10 protein-coding genes and 1 riboswitch are annotated in these 16,470 nt (G+C 60.4%); of the genes, 2 read left to right on the top strand and 8 right to left on the bottom strand.

Annotated elements, in window-relative coordinates; genetic code table 11:
* Positions 1–34: 34 nt before the first annotated feature.
* From H8699_RS07180 to H8699_RS07160, 5 genes are all read right to left on the bottom strand, one after another.
* On the bottom strand, positions 35–1,180 hold the full coding sequence (locus H8699_RS07180; RefSeq protein WP_249285076.1) for an aldo/keto reductase: 1,146 nt from the start codon (positions 1,178–1,180) through the stop codon (positions 35–37).
* Positions 1,181–1,378: 198 nt separating this feature from the next.
* Positions 1,379–1,897 (bottom strand): GNAT family N-acetyltransferase, encoded by a 519-nt coding sequence (locus tag H8699_RS07175; protein WP_249285075.1) that lies wholly within the window; start codon positions 1,895–1,897, stop codon positions 1,379–1,381.
* 44 nt (positions 1,898–1,941) lie between these two features.
* Positions 1,942–4,746, bottom strand: a complete 2,805-nt coding sequence (locus H8699_RS07170) for an alpha-L-rhamnosidase (RefSeq protein ID WP_249285074.1) — start codon at positions 4,744–4,746, stop codon at positions 1,942–1,944.
* 215 nt (positions 4,747–4,961) lie between these two features.
* Positions 4,962–8,144 (bottom strand): leucine-rich repeat protein, encoded by a 3,183-nt coding sequence (locus H8699_RS07165; protein ID WP_249285073.1) that lies wholly within the window; start codon positions 8,142–8,144, stop codon positions 4,962–4,964.
* A 159-nt stretch (positions 8,145–8,303) separates the two neighbouring features.
* Positions 8,304–8,392: riboswitch (cyclic di-GMP riboswitch) on the bottom strand.
* A 113-nt stretch (positions 8,393–8,505) separates the two neighbouring features.
* The gene (locus H8699_RS07160) at positions 8,506–9,741 is read right to left on the bottom strand and encodes a hypothetical protein (RefSeq protein WP_249285072.1); all 1,236 of its coding nucleotides are present in this window, start codon (positions 9,739–9,741) and stop codon (positions 8,506–8,508) included.
* Between the two features lie 155 nt (positions 9,742–9,896).
* Between H8699_RS07160 and H8699_RS07155 the strand changes: the two genes are divergently transcribed.
* Complete coding sequence (locus tag H8699_RS07155) at positions 9,897–11,150, top strand: helix-turn-helix domain-containing protein (RefSeq protein ID WP_249285071.1); 1,254 nt, start codon at positions 9,897–9,899, stop codon at positions 11,148–11,150.
* 254 nt (positions 11,151–11,404) lie between these two features.
* Positions 11,405–12,067, top strand: coding sequence for a nucleotidyltransferase domain-containing protein (locus H8699_RS07150; protein ID WP_249285070.1), 663 nt, complete (start codon positions 11,405–11,407; stop codon positions 12,065–12,067).
* Between the two features lie 95 nt (positions 12,068–12,162).
* Here the strand turns inward: H8699_RS07150 and H8699_RS07145 are convergent, their stop codons facing one another.
* The 3 genes from H8699_RS07145 to H8699_RS07135 all read right to left on the bottom strand — a co-directional run bounded on the left by H8699_RS07145 (position 12,163) and on the right by H8699_RS07135 (position 16,430).
* Positions 12,163–15,429 (bottom strand): UvrD-helicase domain-containing protein, encoded by a 3,267-nt coding sequence (locus H8699_RS07145; protein ID WP_249285069.1) that lies wholly within the window; start codon positions 15,427–15,429, stop codon positions 12,163–12,165.
* A gap of 109 nt (positions 15,430–15,538) precedes the next feature.
* Complete coding sequence (locus H8699_RS07140; protein WP_249285068.1) at positions 15,539–16,078, bottom strand: Gx transporter family protein; 540 nt, start codon at positions 16,076–16,078, stop codon at positions 15,539–15,541.
* Positions 16,062–16,430, bottom strand: a complete 369-nt coding sequence (locus tag H8699_RS07135; protein WP_249285067.1) for a NusG domain II-containing protein — start codon at positions 16,428–16,430, stop codon at positions 16,062–16,064. The genes H8699_RS07140 and H8699_RS07135 overlap by 17 nt, the downstream gene beginning before the upstream one ends.
* Positions 16,431–16,470: the final 40 nt, after the last annotated feature.

Here is a 16,470-nt window from a genome sequence, read left to right as displayed (position 1 = left end):
CCTGGTTTAGGGGAGGGCTTTGCTGTTTATACCCTTATGCGCCAAACAGCGCTTGGGCCTGGGCCATGTTTTCGCGGATGGCCACCCCAAAGGGGCAGCGGGCCTCGCAGGCGCCGCAGCGGATGCATTCGCCCGCGGTATGGGATAGGGCGGCGTAGTGCTCGCGCACCGTTTCGGGGATGCCGCCCTGCGCCCGCGCCAGATGGAAGAACTTGGTGACGCTGGCCACATCGATGCCCTTGGGACAGGGCGCGCAGTGGCCGCAGTACATACAGTGCCCCTGCCAGCTGATCTTAGGGAAGCTGGCCAAGGCTGCGGCGTAATCCCGCGCGCTTTCCGGGGCGCTTTCGTAGGCTAGGCTGGCGGTCAACTCCTCTGTGCTGTGTACGCCGGCCATCACGCTGGATACGCCCGGGCGGGTCAGGGCGTAATGGATGCATTGGTTGACGGTCAGCGCCCTGCCGGCGGGAGAATCCGCCCCCAACAGATCGCCGCCGCCAAAGGCCTTCATGACAGTGATGCCCACGCCTAGACGTTGACAGGTCTCGTAAAGCTGGGCGCGCTCCGGGTCGATGTTGATCAGCTCGCCCTGATAGCTTTCCTCCGCCCACAGCCGCTCACAGTCCTCATCTGCGGGCAGCAGATCGTAACAGGGATTGATGCTGAACATCAGCACCTCGATCAGCCCGCTGCGCACGGCCTCCAGCGCCACCGCGGGGTTGTGGCTGCTAATGCCGATATGCCCGATGCGCCCGGCCCGCTTTTGCGCCTGTGCATAGGCCATGATCCCCCCATCCGCAAGCGCTTGCCAGGTAGCCATGGAATCGACATAGTGGATCATGCCGATCTCGACCCGGTCGGTCTCCAGGCGGGCGAGCAAGTCCTCAAATGAGGCGCGCACCTCGTCCAGCTGGCGCGTGGCGCGGTATTGTCCGTCCTCCCAGATGGTGCAAAGATGGGCCTGCATCACAAATCCTTCGCGCCTGCCCCGCAGCAGGCGGCCGATCAGGCTGCGCAGTTCCGGGTCCGGGCTGTAAAGATCCATGCAGTTGACCCCGTGGGCCAGCGCCAGGTCGAACATCGCCCTGGCCTGTGCCTCGTCCTTGCCGGCAAACCCTTCGCATCCTAACCCGATCTGGCTGACTTTAAGGCCGGTACGGCCCAATTCGCGATAAATCATGTTTCTCTCCCCTTACATCATGTTAGACCGTTATCATAACACTTCAAGTGCACTCTAAGTCAAGCGTATTCCACAATCCTTCCGCGAGCGGTTTTTGCGCCGCGGACAAATTGCGTACCATCCTTCTTGAATGGCGGTGGACGCCGGGGGATGAAAAAAGCCCCGCCGGTTTTCTGACAGGGCTTTTGCACTATCCGGCTAGAGCGTTAAGGCATACTGATATTCGGCCACGGGCGCCCCGGCTTCCTGATAAGGGCGCACGCCGGTCTTTTCCAGCGCCATGCCCAGGTGCTCCATCACCCGGTAGGAGCCGGTATTGCGGTGGTCGCAGTGGGCGATCAGCTTTTGAAGCCCGATCTCCCGGGCAAAGCCTACCAGCGCCTGCGCTGCCTCGGTGGCGTAGCCCTTGCCCCAATGCGCCCGCTGGAGGATCCAGCCCAGCTCGCCGGTGCCTTCCTCCTCGCAAGGGGTGAGGGCGACCCCGCCGATGTGCTTGCCCTGCAGCAGCACGGCAAACTCAAAATACCCGGGATGGGGTTTTGCCCATTCCTGCGCCGCTTCCCGAAGGAACTTACGCGCCTCATCCGGGGTCTTGTGGGGCAAAAAGACCATATATTTTGTCCCCTCAAGGTCGCCTGTATAGGCGTAAGTCGTTTCAAAATCCGTTTCGCGTATAGGGCGCAGGGTCAGTCGGGGCGTTTGAATGATTTTCTCCATAACTTCTCCTTATCCTGTGAAATAAAACTGGCCGCCATTTGATCTTAGCGTGTGCGCTTTTGCCGGGCCACCTTCTCATCCGCCACCGCGGAGAGCGCCTGAGGCAGGCCGTTTAGCCGCGGATCGTCCGGCGCGATGAACTGGTCGCGTATGAGGTCGTTTAAACTGCGCTGGCCCGCAAACATGTCAAAGAGCATCATGCCCGTCAGCTCCGGGAAGGTCGCCTCCAACACCTTGACGGCGCGGGGATGGCGGTAGATCTCCAAAACCGGCGTGTCCAGGTCCAGCGGCAGCTTTTGTGCGCTTAGAGCGGGGTACTGCCAGCGGTATTGCCCAGCGTGCAGCACCTTTGGCGCGCTGTCCGCCCCTTCCGGCAGGGTGAGCGTCGCCTGCGCGCCAAAGGGCACGCTCACCTCCAGGCTGAACTGGCCGCCCTCGTCATAGGCCCAGGCCACGGCAATCTCCCCCGATGGGGCCTTATACCGGGCCTGCATCCAGCCAATGGCGGGGTCTGGATGGGGGGCAATGGCAAAGCGGCCCATGCCGGGGGCGTCCTCCAGGGGGACGATACCGGCGGCGTATTGATACAGCCACTGCACGATGGAGCCATAGGAATAATGGTTGAGCGAGTTCATGCCGGTATCGCTGATGCTGCCGTCGGGCAGGATGGAGTTCCAACGCTCCCAGATGGTGGTGGCCCCCATGTTGACCTGATACAGCCAGCTGGGGAAATCCTCCTGCAGCAACAGGCGGTAGGCGATATCGTTCCGGCCGATATCGGTCAGTACCCTGCAAAGGTAGGGGGTGCCGATAAAGCCGGTACGCAGGTGATAATCGGCCTGCTTGAGCTTTTGCGTCAGGTCATAGGCGGCCTGCCCGCGCCATTCGGGCGGGAGGATATCCATATACAGCGCCAGCACATAGGCGGTCTGGGTGTTGACGGCCAGGCGACCGGTGGGGGTGCAGTACGTGTTCAGGATAGCGGCGCGCACCTCCCCGGCCAGGGCGGCGTAACTTTGGGCCTGCGCGGCAAGCCCCAGCACCTGCGCGGCTTTGGAGACCAGCGTGGCGGAGTAGTAATAGTAACAGCTGGCCAGATACACGTGATCCGTGCCGCCAAAGCGTTCTTCCACCGGGTCCTCCACGTCTAAGGAGAGCCAGTCGCCGTAATGGAAATCCCCCTGCCAAAGCCGGGTATCGCCGGTTTCCCGGTCTCGGGTGCGGATATAATCCACCCAGGCTTTCATGCTGGGATACTGCTCTTGCAAAAGCTGTACATCGCCATAGCGCACATACAGCCGCCAGGGAATGATGGTGGCCGCATCTCCCCAGGCGCAGGCCCCCTTCTGGGTCACGTCGTGCTTGGGGATGACCACGGGCACGCAGCCCTCCAGCGCCGCCTGCTCCCGGGCCAGGTCGTAGCAGTATTTGCTGTAAAACGGGTAGACGTCCATGTTGTAGGCAGCGGTATCAAAAAAGATCTGCGCGTCCCCGGTCCAGCCCATGCGCTCATCCCGCTGGGGGCAATCGGAAGGGTTATCCACAAAATTGCCGCGCTGGCCCCATAGGGTGTTTTGGATGAGCCGGTTCACCTTCTCATTTGCGGTAAGCAGGCTGCCCGTAGCGGGCAGGGCGGTATACAGCACTAGGCCACGGAAGTCCGAAAGGGTCACATCCTGGGGCCACTTTGTCAGCTTGACATAGCGGAAGCCGTAAAAGGTAAAGCTAGGCCGCACGGCCTTTTGCTTCCCGTCGGATACATAATGGTATTCGCAAAGGGCGGTGCGCATGTTATCCCGGTAAAAATTACCATCCTGCAATACCTCGCCGAACTGCAGGTAGAATTCGCTGCCCTTGGTCGCCCGGCAGGTAAACTCCAGCCAGCCCACCATGTTTTGCCCCATATCCAGCACGGTTTCCCCGGCGGGGGTGCGGATAACGGCCACTGGGGAGAGCGTTTGCATAATGCGCACCGGCGGGTTGCGCCGGGGCTGGAGCAACCCCTTATCCAGCGCTATTTCGCGCACGGCGCAGGCCTCCCCGGGCAAAAGGGTATCGTCCCGCCGCTCACCGTCGAAAATGCTGGAATCCAAGATGCAGGAGCGCAGGCTTTGCCAGCGCGTATCGCTGGCGATCACCTGCTCGGTGCCGTCCTCATAGGTCAGGATCAGCTCGCAGATGGCGGCAAAATCCTCGCCGTAGTGGTACTCCCGCGTGATGTCCAGCCCATAGCGCCCCTTGTACCAGCCGTTGCCCAGCTGGATCTGGATGCGGTTTTCGCCCGGGACGATCAGTCCGGTCACGTCATAGCTCTGGTAGGGCAGCCATTTATCGTAGGCGCAAAGGCCTGGGGTCAGGCAATCCTCGCTGGCGGGCACGCCGCTTAAGGTCAGGGTATAAAGCCCCAGCCCGCATACGTAGGCCCGAGCTTGGCGGATGGGCTTTTCCACTTTAAAATCCCGAAACAGGATGGGATGGCGCTTTTCCTGTTGGACGGGGGATATCCAGCGGGCCTGCCAGGGCTCATCCAGCTTGGCGGTTTCAAACCAGGCCGGTGCGCTGGTCGCCCGCTCGTCCGCATCGCTAAGTACGCTTACCCGCCAGTAGTACCGGGTGCGCGGGGCCAGCGCAAGCTGGGGCAGCGGGGTGCAGATACTGCTCAGCGAAGGATCAAAGCCGGTATCGTAAAGCAGCGTTGTAAATGCCTCATCCAGGGCGACTTCGATGCGCGCGCTCTTTTGCGCCCGTCCCTTGGCGCCCTCCACCATCCAGGAAAAGCGCGGCGCTCCGCCCAGCGCATAGCCAAGCGGGTTGGTCAGGTGGTTGGTGGCCAGATCGACGATCTGCATAGTGGGTATCCCCCTTTTACATTGTCTATCTTTATAAACGCATGGATTTGCTTTTATTGTAGCTAAAGCCAAACGCGGACGCAAGTTAAGAGGCAAATTGTTTGCGAATTGCTCATTTATACAATTCGGGCTGCGCAATTTCGCGCAGAATAACGAAAAGCCCCGAACGGGCAAAGGCCGTTTTCGGGGCTTAAGAGGTTGGATCTTGAGGGCCGCTAACGGCCGCGCCGGTAGCGCAAGCCCAGCGCAATGGAGAGGATCAGCGCGCTGCCAAGGCACAAGGCGATAAAGAGCAGATAAGGCGCGCTATCTCCGGTGGCAGGCGTGGTTTGGCCACAGGTCCCGCCCGTGGCCTGGGGAGAGCCGGCGCCGGGCGAGGCTGTGGCCTCTGCCGGAATGGGAATAAAGCGCGCGCACAGCGTTATAGGGCCAGTAATGGGCGTATCAAAGTCCCAGGGAGAGTCCGCACCGGCGGCAAACCAGCCGATAAAGCGGAAACCGGCTTTTTCCGGCTGGGCAGGTAGGGCGGCTTTTTCACCATAGGCCAGCGTTTGTGCGGGGACGGTGCCGGCGCCATCGGTCTCAAAAGTGACGGCGTAGCGCTCCGGGGCATCCTGGTAGGCCAGCATATAGGTGGAAAAGCGGTCGGTAGCGATGGTGATCACATCGGGCGCTAAAGGGGTGGAGTCGCTTAGCTGATCGATCTGCACAGCGCCATCCGCGTTTGTATGGGCGCGCAGTACGCAATAGCTGCGGTGGAGCGGGACGGGGGCTTTCAGTTCCTCCGGGATGGGAAAAGCCAGATGGATAGGCGCGGGCAGGGCGGACAATACCTGCCCCTGCGTAACGCCCCCGCTGGTGATCTGCTTTTCCAGGGTAATGCCATACTGCCTGCCGGGCTGCTGGTCCTTCAGCGCCTGGATCAGCGCCTGCGCCTCTTGCGCAGAGGGGGCTGCCGGGCCCAGCGCCAGCACCAGCTCGAATTTTTCGATGCTGCCATCTCGCAGCGCCTGCGCCTCCTGCTGCGTCATGGCCGATAGCAGATCGCTGGGATTGGCGATGGATACGCGGTCCGCTTGTACGGCGGGGTCCAGATGGACGGAAACCTGCACCTGGGGCAGGGTGGCCAGCGCCTCATGCAGTGCCGTGCGCGCCGCGGGGGATATGCTGTCCTGCCCGGCAGGCATCGCCTCATAATGCTCTTTAGCGGCCAATATGGCGTCGGCCGCCTGGGCGGCCTCCTGAGGCGTCTGCGCATCTGCGATGGACGGAAGCGAGGCGATCATATCCTCCGCGTCATCGGCGGCGAGGGGGGCAAATTCCACCGTTAGGGCGTGGGGCTTGCGCACGTTGTAGAACGTGTAGCCGCTGGCGGCGGGCTGGGCGGCGCCATCCACGGTGATGCCCGCTACCTTATGGCCCGCTTGGGGCGTAAAAGTAAAGGTCATGTCCTGGCCGATGGGGGCATCCACCGCTGCTCCGGCAGGGGTGACCGCACCGTTGCCCTGTACGGTAACGGAGATGGGCTGCGTATCGATAAATTGCAGCGTAACGGCGCCGGTAACGGTCAGGTCGTGCGCCGGGTCGGCAGGGGTAAAGGTCCAACTGTAAGCGGCCTGCCCCAGGGCGGGCGTCTGTTCAGGGTCCCAGGCGATGGTGCCCTGGCTGTCCCCGGGGGAGAGCGAAAGGTCGGGCAGCCCATCCCCGATAAAGACGGTGGTTTCGCAGCTGGGGTTGACGGTGGGGGTCCGGTGGGTGATCTCAACGTCAAAATAGTACTCGCCGCTTTTGAAAAACTGTTTTTGGGTAGCCCGGTCATAGGCGTACACGGTGACCTGATACCAGGAATCCTCGCCGCCGGCGCTGTCTTCAATCTCCTGCACGGCGTAGGTGTTGCTGGTGCTCCACTGCACGCGTCCGCCCTGGTAATGGTTGACTTTATGCCAATCGTAGTAGATCAGCAGCTGGTCGGCTAACGGATGGGTTGCGGTGATGGAGAGCAGGCTCTGCGTGCCATCGTATTCCTTGTGCAGGGTGGGCTCACCCTGGGTAATGACCGGGGCGCTATAGATGTTGACGGCGTGCAGCACGCTGCCCGTAACTTTACTTGCAGGGCTCACCCCGGCTTGGGTGGGGAGGCCGGTATCGGTAAAGCTCCATACATGGTCAAATCCCGGCTGGGTGCTGGAGGTCACCTCCGGCAGGGCATAGCCGGAGTCTGCGCTCCAGACGCCCTGCGCATTGCGGACATAGTTCAGCGGTAAGTTGTACAGCCGCTCGATAGCGGCGCCGGTCCCCTCAAAGGTGACGGTGACCGGGTAAGCCAGCAGCTTTTTAGGGGTTGAGGCGGTGACCTTGGCCTTGTAGTTTTCGTACAGCGCCGCGGGGCTGACCAGGGCGGTGAGCTTGCCGCAGGAATTAAAGGCGGAGCCGCCGTTGACCAGTACCGTATCCGGGTTATCCGGCAGATACACGGTTTCAAGAGCGGTGCCGTAAAAGCACTGCGAGCCGATGGAGGTCAGCGTGTCCGGCAGAACCAGCGCGCCGCTCAGCCCGGAGCAGCCCTGAAAGGTCTGGCTCTCCAAAACGGCCAGGCCCGATGGAAGCCTGGGGACACCGGTAAAGCCGGTGCAGTCGCTAAATGCGGCGCTTTTGATCGCATGGATGGTATCAGGCAAGTTTAGGGCGCCGCTAAAGCGGGTATTGCTAAACGCCTTTGGACCGATGGAGGTAATGTTGGCCGGCAGGGTCAGCGTGCCGGTAAAGCCGCAATTGTTAAAGGCCTGCTGGGGGATCGCGGTAAAGCTAGGGTTGGTTGACAGGCGCAAGGCACCGTTTAAGCCGCTGCAACCATCAAAGCTGGAGTTGCTTAGGGCGGTAAGGCTGTCTGGCAAGGTCAGGTCGCCGGAAAAGCCGGCACAGTTTTGAAACGCGCACGAACCGATAGACTGCACGTTGGGCGGCAGCCTTAGCACGCCGGTAAAGCCGTTTGCCCCCCGGGAGGAGTAAAAGGCGTAATTGCTGATGGCGGTAAGATTTTGGGCGCCGGACAGGTCCAGCGAGGTAAAGTTTACCGTGCTATCATAATAATCATACTTGGGGATAAAGGTGGCAAAGGCCTTTTCGCCCAATGCCGTAACCGGTTTCCCTTTGTACGTTGCGGGGATGGATACCGCGATATCCGCCTTTTGCGCATCGTTTAAAGAGGCGATATATTCCCGGGTAAAACCATCAATGCTAAGGCCGCCGCCATAGCCGGAGGTGATAAAAATGTCCCCCTCAAACACCGTGGGTTGGGGTGCATCTCCCTGTGCCAGACCCATCAGGCCCGGCAGGGAAAAGACCAGCGCCAGGGTAAGGAGCAGCGCGCCGATGCGCTTGGCAGTTGGATGTTTCATGGATACGGTCTCCCTTCGTGGATGTTGTTGGATGTGTGTATCGCTTGTCACTTGGGCGCCTCATAAGGTGCTAATTTGATGGAGGCAGAAATGGATAAAAAAACTGCCCGGGTGGGACCGGGCAGGTAAAAAAGCGCAATGTGCTGATCTGCTTGCGTCGTTCGCAACCGGCTGCCATTTCTGATACGACAGAAGAAGGCCCTGTGGCTTTGCGTCCCTACGTTTCCGCAGGTTTGCTCATATAGAATTGGATGCCATTGAACACCAGTCTACGCCTTTTATAACAAGAAAGCAAGGGACAAACGCGATTTTGCTGTCCCTTGCTTGTAGCTTAAAGATGCGGTTTATGGGTTTTAGCGCGCTATTTGCGCCCCACGGTAGTGTTGTCCTGGGTGCGGTCCTGCAAAGCGTCGATGGGGTTGGGCGCGGTTTCAAACCGGTAATCCTCTCCCTTTAGGGCGATGTACTGCTCGATCACCTGATGGCTGGGCACACCGTCCACATTTTCATTCACCCACTGCTGGTAACGCATAAAGTCCGAATCGGAGGGCAGCTTATCTACCGGGCAATAACCCTCTTTATCCGCCGTCATATTCACGGTGGAGAGCACATGGCGCACGTAATCAATATTGCTGCCCAGGTTCAGCAGCTCGGGGAATTCGCCCTGCGGGATCAGCTGGCAGGCCTCTTTGTTCTCATACTTGGCCAAAAGTTCCGCGGCCTTATGCAGATGGGCGACCTCCATCTCAAAGAACTGCTCCCAGATGGCCTTGACGGCCGGGTCCGTTTCATCCTGGTAGCAGGAATAATAAAGATAACATTCGGTATATTCGTGCATGACCAGGCACTCCAATAGGGTGGTCGTGGTATCGATCAGGCTGCCGTATTGGGATACGTGCTGCTCTTCCACCAGGCCGATCTCCATATACAGCTTACGGCCCATCTCGGTGGGGTAAAAGCAGCCCACGTTCATGTAATAGTTCATGGTCTGCTGCTCGGCCGCGGTGATGATGGAGGCGTGCAGCTTGGTCAGCGGGTCGGCCGTAGCGTCGTGGATATAGGGCTTGATCTCATCATAAGGGTGGCGGTGGTGGGCGATGGTGGGCCTGCCGGGCATGATCTCGGTATAGCGGCCCACCAGGTTTTCGGCCTTTTCGCCGGTCTCCATATCCATCAGGTCCGCGTAGCGGTAAAGGTGGTCAAAATCCTCCAGCAGGGCAAAGTCCAGCGCGGCGCGCACGTTTTTATCCTTTTCGCACTGCGCCATGCGGGCCGTCAGGTCTACAGCCAGCTGCTCGTAGCCGATGGTCTGCTCCAAAATGGTCTCGTCCGCGGGCTTGAGCATGCTGATGGTCTTTTGCTGCTGCTGCTCGATGCGCCGCAGCAGGGCCAGCTCCCGGCGAAGGTCATTATTGGGGCATTTGCGCGAAAAGTTATGGGAGAAATACACGGCCTCAAATTCGGTGCCGTTCATCAAGATGATGCGGGTCTTGGTATAGGGATCGGTCTGGCGCTTGTCGTAGGGTTTGGGATACATGCCGCTCCAGTCTCGAATGCAGGATTCGAGCGAACGGGGTTTAAGCTCAAATGGGTTCATTGGTGGTGCCTCCTTACATATTTTGCTATGATGATAGTTTGCAGCCAAAGGCGCTATTTTATCCCGGGAGAATTGAATAAAAGCCGGGTACAGATGGCGATTTTGCCAGGAAAATATGCTATACTGTCCGTAGGTAAAAAGGAGGAGGATAACGATTGAGAGCTGCAAAGCAATGGGAGGCAATTTCGGAGGCGTGTAAACTGCTTTACGGGATCAGTCGCGTGCCCATCCACATCATGGAAGGGCCTGAACAGTTGGTCATGGCCTATCCACGAACGAGCCTGATGCAGAACTTGAAGCTTTCGCCATCCCTGCAGCAAAAGTTGGTAGAGCGGGTGGCCCGCGGGCCGGTGATGGGGGCTTTTAACGCCCAGCTGCTTTACGCCTGCATGGCTTTTGAACTGGAAAAGACATATTATGTGTTTATCGGCCCGGGCCTGCTCAGCCGCACAAACTTGGCCGATCTGGCGGACATTGAACCCGTTTTTGGCGGGGAGGATGTACGCCTGTTATTTGAACTGCTCAGCCAGATGCCGCAGGTGGATGTAACGGCCTTTACCTACCTGGTGCGGGCGGTTTATTTTGCTATTTTTGAGCAGCCGCTCAAGCTCGATGAGATCCAGAAAGACGAGCAAGAATGGCTGGTGCCGGGGCGGGAGGATTTGCAGGAACTGGCTATTTTGCCGGACACGGAAAGGCAGATGGGGCGGACGTACCTGATCAATGTGATGCACATTGAAGAGTGCATCCGTGACGGGGATATCCAGCGGCTAAAAGCTTTGATCGACAGCGGCAACGGCGCGGCGGTCGCGGCGCTGGACCCGCCGGATTACCCTTGGGAGGACCCGCTGCGGCGGGCCAAAAATCTGGTGATCGCCGCAAGCGTGGCCTTTACGCGGGCCACGGTGGCCAGCGGGCTAGATATGGAGGAAATAACGCCGATCAGCAAGCGCTACGTGCACCGGGCCGAGAGCTGTGAGGAGATACAGGAATTGGTGGCGATGGCCGATAAGATGGCGCTGGATTTTGCCGAGTGCGTGGCCGGCCGCAAAAAAGGGCGCGCGCTCTCCCAACAGGTGGCCCGGGCGCAGCGGTATATCTACCACCACCTGCACTTTGATATTACGTTAAAGGATCTGGCGGCCTATGTCCATTTAAGCCCGCGCTACCTGTCGCATATCTTTAAAGAGGAAGTAGGCATTTCGGTAGTGGATTATATCCAGATGGAACGGGTGGAGGAGGCCAAAAAGCTGCTGCGCTTTTCCAGCTACAGCTTTGCCGAGATCAGCCGGTTTCTCAACTTCGCCTCCCAAAGCTATTTTATTAAGATTTTTCAAAAGCACACGGGCTTGACGCCGCTGCAATATCGCAAACAATCCGGCCGGGGCAAGGTGCTCGAAGAACGGTGAACGGGCGCTTCAACCCAATAAAAAAACGCCGCGTTAGGTTTGGGGTCAAAGCGCGGGCATTATACCCTTGTGTAAAAGAGGGAGAACAGACAACGAATTTGTCTTCCTTTAGGGGGATGCGTTATAGAATGAGATAAAGCGGGACGAAAGCGGCCGCCGGAATTCGATCCGGCGGCCTTTTTTATGAAGGCTTGCGCAAAGGGCCAGCGGTATGGTATGCTGGCAAAACGCGACAAAGAAAGGAGTGGAATGAAATGGAGATAAGCAGCTGGTTAGCGCAGATGCAGGCGCGGCTTTTGCAGACCTTTGGGGAGCGGGTGGCCTTTATCGGGCTGCAGGGCAGCTTTGCCCGGGGCGAGGCGGGGGCGGGCAGCGATATCGACCTGGTGGTGATCTTGGATGAGGTGGGCCTTGAGGACCTGGAGCGTTACCGGGCGCTGCTGGAGGAGATGCCGCTGCGGGAGCGCAGCTGCGGATTTATCGCCGGCCGCGAAGAGCTGCTGGCCTGGCCGCGGTATGATCTATTTCAGTTCTGCCGGGATACCCGCCCTATTTACGGCGAGCTGGAGCCGCTGGTGCCCCCAATTGACCGGGCGGATGTGGCCACAGCCATACAAAACGGCGCGGCCGCCCTCTACCACGCTTTGGCGCACGCCTTTGTCCATGAGGAACCGGGCGAAGCGCTGCCCGGGCTGTATAAGGCGGCCTTTTTTATCCTGCAGGCCGAGCTTTATCTGGAAACGGGGTTCTATCCGCGCAATGCCGGGCAGATGGAGGAACGGGTAAGCGGGGAACGCGCGCAGATATTTGCGGCCTACAAGCGGCGAAACGAGCTGGAACCGGAGCGCTGGGCGGCGTGCTATGGGCAGCTGCTCTCCTGGAGCTCGGCGCTGATGCGGCGGTATCGACAGAAATAACACAGTTTTGTTATACCGCTACCCTGCTGTGAAAAGAGCGCGGGCAATAAAAAAGGATGGCAAGCGATGGCTTGTCATCCTTTTTATCTTGTGCTCTAAACCTTTCCAAACAGGCTGAGCTGCGCGCCCTGCGCGGCGTTGGGGTTGGCGCGGATGGGCTTCAGGTCGGCCGCGGGGATCTCCTGCATAAAGGCGGAAGCCTCCGGGCCGGTGCAAAGGTACAGGCTGTCTTTCGCGCGGGTGATGCCCACGTAAAACAGACGGCGTTCCTCTTCCATATCCGCGGGCCTATAGGGCGTCTCCAGCGGAATCATGCCCTTTTTAACGCCGCACAGAAAGACCACGGGGAATTCCAGCCCCTTGGCGCCGTGCAGCGTCATCAGCCGTACAGCGCCGGCGGCATAGGCGTGCCCCGTACTGCGCTCCAGGTCCGCCTCCTGCCCCAGGGCCAGGTTATCCAGAAACGCCGCCATATCCGTATGGAACACCGCCCGCCCCAACAGGTGCTCCAGCGCGGGCGTCTTTTTCAGCGCGCAGGCGGAGCAAAGCTCTTCGATCAGCTTGCGGGGCTTCTCCTTTTTCATACGGGGTAAAAAGGCGCCCGCCGCCTCGATCAATGGGCCGACGTGGGCCGCGCCCAGGTAGGCTGCGGCCCGCGCCTCCAACAGCGCAGGGGTGAGCATCTGGTGCCCTGCGCCCTCCCATAGCGCGGCAAAGCTCTCAGATAATGCCTCCGGGCAGCCAAAAAGGACCTTGAGCGCCCGGGTGAGGGAGAGGGCATCCTGCGGATCGGCCAGGAAGCGGAAAAAGCCCAGCACGCCGCACACGTCCTCGCTAGACAGGTCGTCCTCCCGGCCGGAAACCACATAGGGGATGCCCTCTTGGCGCAGGCATTTTTCCAGCATTTCCGCCTGGCGGTGCGTGCGGTAAAGGATGGCGAAATCCGAAAAGCCATAGCCCTGCGCCCGGTCCGCCGGGGCGGCAAGGGCGCCGGATTCCAACATATCCAGTCCGCCGACCATCTGGCCGATCTGCTTGGCGATAAAGATGCCCTCGCTAAGGTCCGTCTTAACCACCACGCGGCCTACCGGCGCGCCATCCGGCCGGTGAGGCAGAAGCGCCCTTGCCTGGCCGGGATTGTGGGAGATCAGCGGCAGGGCCACGCGTAGCACCTGCGGGGTGGAGCGGTAATTTTGCCGCAGGTGGATGGTGCAAAGCGCAGGCCAATCTTCCTGCAGGCGTTCAAAGCAGGCGGCGTCCGCCCCGCGGAAACCATAGATGGACTGATCCGGGTCGCCAATGGCAAACAGGCTTTCGCCCTCCTGCGCCCAAGCGCGGATCAGGCGGTACTGGATGGGGTTGATATCCTGAAACTCGTCCACCAACAAATAGCGGAAACGGTTTTTCCGGCGCGCATCGGGCAGCCCCTGCTGCCAGGCGGCCAGGGTATCGGCCAGCAGATCGTCAAAATCCGCGGCGCCGCTCTTTTTCAGACGGTCACAATATAGGGCAAAGGCCTCGTCGGAAATGCCATCGCCCTCGCCGCCGTTTTTGCGGATGGAGACCGCGCGCAAAAAGGCCTCCGGCGTCAGGCGCAGGTTGCGCGCCTGAATGACCGCCGCGGCATGGCGGCGCGCGCCATCCTCATCCAACAGGGTGACCCCGCCGGTCTCGCGCAGATATTCCAGACATAGCGCGTGAAAGGTGCCGATGGACATGCCACGCAGGGCACGCTTTCCGCCCAGGGCCTGTTCCAGGCGCTGGCGCATCTCAGCGGCGGCTTTGTTGGTAAAGGTGACGGCCGTGATCTCGGAGGGCTTGACTTTGCGAACGGAGATCAGATAGGCGATGCGGGAGACCAGGGTTTTGGTCTTGCCCGTACCCGGCCCGGCGATGACCGCAAGGGCCGGCGCAGTGGAGGTGACGGCCTCCTGCTGCTCGGGATTCAGCCCTGCCAGCAGCGGGTCCCCGTCGCCAAGGGCAGCGTCCGCCAAAGGGGCTTCGCGCTCAACTGGCGCGGCCTGCTCTGCCGGCGGGACAGGGGGAAGCGGCGCCTTTTGGGCGGGCTGTGCCGCCGGGGGCGCCCAGCCCTCTAGCAGCGTGAGCTGGCCGTTTAAGGTCTCGATCTCGGAGGGGTCCAGCAGCCCGATCACGCCGTATTCGCCATCATAACCCGCCTTGCGGCGCACCTCGCCGCGGCGCAGCCGGCGGATACCCTCCGCTACGCAGGGGCCGGCGGCCTGGACGATCTGCTGGATGGAGGCTTCGCGCAGGATGTAGAACTCCGGCCCCAGAGCCTGCAAGATGGCCTGATACTGCCGGGCGACCTTCACTGAACCGGCGGAAAGGCCGGTGGAGGCGGCGATCACCTCCGGCAGGGGGACCAGGCTTTCATAAGGGCGTGCGTCGGGACGGCAATAGCCTTCAGGCCGATCGGCCAGCTGTTCCACCCGATGCTGGACGCCGATCGTCAGCTTTTTGCCGCAGACGGGGCAGCGCCCGCCGTAGCGCTGGGTTTCCGCCGGGGTGAGGCAGAGCTTGCAGGCCCGGTGCCCATCCAGGTGATACTTGCCCTCCTCGGGGAAGAATTCGATGGTGCCGGCCAGCCCCTGGGGGTTTTCGCCTTGAAGCGCAGCGTACAGGGCGCTGTAAGTCATGTCGATATTTAGCAGATTGGCCTCGCGCCCCAGCTTGGCGGGGGAGTGGGCATCCGAATTGGATACCAGCGCAAAGCGGTCAAGCGCGCGGACGCGCCCGTTCATTGCCGGATCGGAGGAAAGGCCGGTCTCCAGCGCGTGGATATGGCCGGTCAGGTCTTCAAAGCATTCTTCAATCGTATCAAAACCGGAGAAGGCGCCAAACAGGGAAAAGTGCGGCGTCCAGATATGGGCGGGGATGAAGATGGCCCGCGGACAGGATTCCAGCGTGATCTCCAAAAGGTCGCGGCTGTCCAGGCCCAGGATCGGCCGCCCGTCCGAATGGATGTTGCCGATGGCCTCCAGTTTTTGGCTGAGCAGTTCGGCCTCCTCTAAACCGGGCAGGATGATGACGTTGTGCACCTTGCGCGTCTTGCCGTTCTTTTTATAAATCGAGCTGATCTCACCGGTCACCACAAAGCGGGGTTGGACGGCGCCCGGCGTGGCATCGGGCTGGATCAGTTCATCCCGCAGGCGGTAAAACCCCTCCTCGGCGGCGACCAGCTTTTCCTTTAACGCCTGCCGCCAGGCGGGGTGGGTAAAATCCCCCGTGCCGAGCAGGCCGATGCCCTTGCGCCGCGCCCACAGGTCCAAAAATTCCGGCGTGCAATCCCGGCTGGTGGCCCGGGAGTATTTTGAGTGGATGTGCAGATCTGCAATCAACATGACAAAACTCCCCAACTTTCGCTTGAATGTCTTTATTATAGCGGCTTTTGGGCGAATTCTCAAATCAACGCCTGCAGGGCCATAAAAAAGCCGCCCCTTGGGGCGGCCGCTAACTCAGCGTGATGCGGGATAGACGTTTTTGGATGCCCAGGCCGATCAGCCCGTTGAGCAAGCCCGTGGCAAGGCCGGTCAGCATTAAAACCGGCAGATAATACCAGACCTGCGGCACCTGGGTGAAAAACGCCGCCATCCCCAGCTGCCCGACGTTGTGACAGACCCCGCCCGCCATGGAAACGCCTGCCAGGCTGAACCAGTCCGTACGCTTGAGCGCCAGCATGCAGATCAGGCTGAGCACCGCGCCCGAGAAGCTGAAGGCCAGGGAGGCGATATTGCCAAATAGCAGCCCGCCAAGCCCCACCCGCAGCAGGGAGAGCAGCGCAGCGCTGGGCGCATCCAGCAGGTACAGCGCCAGCACGACCGCCAGGTTTCCAAGCCCCAGCTTGATCCCCGGAATGGCGGCATCCAGCGGGAAGAGCCGTTCCACATACCCAAAAATGAGGGAGAGGGAGAGCAGCAGCGAGAGCGTGGCGATCCGCCGGGCGGTAAAATAGGGGCGGGGCGGGGCGCTCTTTTTACTGGACCAGCGCATCGATCCCGCCCTCCTTTTGCGTATCTAATGTTACCACCAGATGGTGTGGCAGGCAGACGATGCTGCCGCCCCCGTTTTCGCCTAGGGGCTGCTGGTGGGTACAGGAGCCATCCGGGCAGTCGGCCTGTACGATTTTTACCTGGCGGTTTTCAATCTGCAACAGATTATACCCCTGCGCGGTTTCAATGCGATAGGTGGCGTCCTGCGCCAGAGGATACTGGGCGAAAATGCGCCCTTCTACGGCGACGGTTACCCATTGGCCGGTTGGCTGGGGATAGAGAAAAAAGGCAAGCATCAGGCCAAGGGCGGTCAGCACCGTCGCCCCGGCCAGCAGCCAATCGTTCCGCCGCATAGCGTATCCCCCTTTTTACGGTTTTGTGGCCGGCAAGACG

It is taken from the genome of Luoshenia tenuis (genome assembly GCF_014384745.1).
Taxonomy (GTDB): domain Bacteria; phylum Bacillota; class Clostridia; order Christensenellales.
The sequence above is the reverse complement of the archived record's forward strand: the minus strand, read 5'-3'. Positions and strand labels throughout refer to the sequence as shown.

Excerpts from the sequence above, each read along its gene's own strand:
- H8699_RS07180 (WP_249285076.1), bottom strand. The coding sequence starts at position 1,180 with ATGATTTATCGCGAATTGGGCCGTACCGGCCTTAAAGTCAGCCAGATC.
- H8699_RS07175 (WP_249285075.1), bottom strand. The coding sequence starts at position 1,897 with ATGGAGAAAATCATTCAAACGCCCCGACTGACCCTGCGCCCTATACGC.
- H8699_RS07170 (WP_249285074.1), bottom strand. The coding sequence starts at position 4,746 with ATGCAGATCGTCGATCTGGCCACCAACCACCTGACCAACCCGCTTGGC.
- H8699_RS07165 (WP_249285073.1), bottom strand. The coding sequence starts at position 8,144 with ATGAAACATCCAACTGCCAAGCGCATCGGCGCGCTGCTCCTTACCCTG.
- H8699_RS07160 (WP_249285072.1), bottom strand. The coding sequence starts at position 9,741 with ATGAACCCATTTGAGCTTAAACCCCGTTCGCTCGAATCCTGCATTCGA.
- H8699_RS07150 (WP_249285070.1), top strand. The coding sequence starts at position 11,405 with ATGGAGATAAGCAGCTGGTTAGCGCAGATGCAGGCGCGGCTTTTGCAG.
- H8699_RS07145 (WP_249285069.1), bottom strand. The coding sequence starts at position 15,429 with ATGTTGATTGCAGATCTGCACATCCACTCAAAATACTCCCGGGCCACC.
- H8699_RS07140 (WP_249285068.1), bottom strand. The coding sequence starts at position 16,078 with ATGCGCTGGTCCAGTAAAAAGAGCGCCCCGCCCCGCCCCTATTTTACC.
- H8699_RS07135 (WP_249285067.1), bottom strand. The coding sequence starts at position 16,430 with ATGCGGCGGAACGATTGGCTGCTGGCCGGGGCGACGGTGCTGACCGCC.